Below are 1270 nucleotides of genomic sequence, written 5' to 3'. Positions count from 1 at the left end.
CTGGACCGTTCCCGGTTCGGTGGACACGGGGTGAGGGTCGCCCGGTCCTTCGGGAGACATGAGTATGGGTTCGACACGCCGCCGATTTACCGAGGAGTACAAGGCGCAGGCGGTAGCGTTCGTCATCGATGATCATCGGTCTATTGCCGAGGTCGCACGCAATATCGGCGTGCACGAGATGACGCTGGGGAAATGGGTGAAGAAGGCCAGGGAGTCGGGCGACTCGGCGGGTAAGCCGCTGGAGGATTCCGAACGCGCCGAGCTGGAGCGGTTGCGGGCGGAGAACGCCGAGCTGAAGATGCAGGTCGAGTTCGCAAAAAAAGTTGCGACCTGGTTCGCGAAAGACAAGCAGTGAAATTCGCTGCGATCGCGGACTGGGCCGACTCCGAGGCCGGTTTCCCGGTTGAGTTCATGTGCCGTGAGCTGGGCGTGTCCCGCTCGGGCTACTACGCCTGGCGTGGCCGCGCGCCCAGCGCACGGGCGCAGGCCGATGCGGGCCTGCTCGAGCTCATCAAGGCCGCCTACGAGCGGCTGCGTGGCAACCCCGGCGTGCGGCGGATACACGCCGAACTCGTCACGCTAGGGCACCGGGTCTCGCCCAAGCGGGTCTGGCGGCTCATGCGCGACGCCGGCCTGCAAGGACGCCACCCGAAGCCGTGGAAATGCACCACCGCCGCAGGTCAAGCCCCCGTTCCCGCACCGGACCTGATCGGCCGGGACTTCACCGCCGAGGCGGCCAACCAGCGCTGGTGCGGAGACATCACCTACGTCAAGACCTGGGACGGCTGGGCGTATCTGGCCACCGTGATCGACCTGCACTCCCGTGCCCTCGTCGGCTGGGCCATCGCCGAGCATATGCGCACCGACCTGGTCACCGCCGCCCTGGACATGGCCCTCGCCCGCCGCCAGCCGGACGGCGAGGTGATCTTCCACAGCGACCGCGGTACTCAATACACCTCGGCAATCTTCGCCGAATACTGCGCGAACAGCGGGATCCGCCGATCGCTGGGCCGCACCGGAATCTGCTACGACAACGCCGTATCCGAATCCTTCTTCGCGACCTACAAAAAAGAACTCATCCACACCCGCCCCTGGCCGACCATCAAACATCTCAAGAAAGAAACATTCGACTGGATCGAAACCTACTACAACGCCCAGCGACGACACTCAACGCTCGGATACTTGACACCACAAGAATACGAGCTAGGGTACAGGAACATCAACGAAATCGCGTCCTAAACCCGCGTCCACAAAGGCGGGAACGCTCCAG

The 1270-nt window shown here is 64.0% G+C and carries 2 protein-coding genes; both read left to right on the top strand.

Going from position 1 to position 1270, the window contains the following annotated elements; genetic code table 11:
- The first annotated feature begins 64 nt into the window (after positions 1–64).
- Positions 65–355 carry a transposase gene (locus tag ACLJQZ_RS48495; RefSeq protein ID WP_410628499.1) on the top strand — a complete coding sequence of 97 codons (291 nt, stop codon included), beginning with the start codon at positions 65–67 and terminating at the stop codon, positions 353–355.
- Positions 352–1239 (top strand): IS3 family transposase, encoded by an 888-nt coding sequence (locus ACLJQZ_RS48490; RefSeq protein ID WP_410628497.1) that lies wholly within the window; start codon positions 352–354, stop codon positions 1237–1239. Before ACLJQZ_RS48495 ends, ACLJQZ_RS48490 begins: the two co-directional genes overlap by 4 nt.
- Positions 1240–1270 lie beyond the last annotated feature (31 nt).

It is taken from the genome of Amycolatopsis sp. cmx-8-4, from assembly GCF_046548675.1.
GTDB lineage: Bacteria > Actinomycetota > Actinomycetes > Mycobacteriales > Pseudonocardiaceae > Amycolatopsis.
Note: the sequence above shows the minus strand (reverse complement) of the source record. Positions and strands in the feature narration are given on the sequence as shown.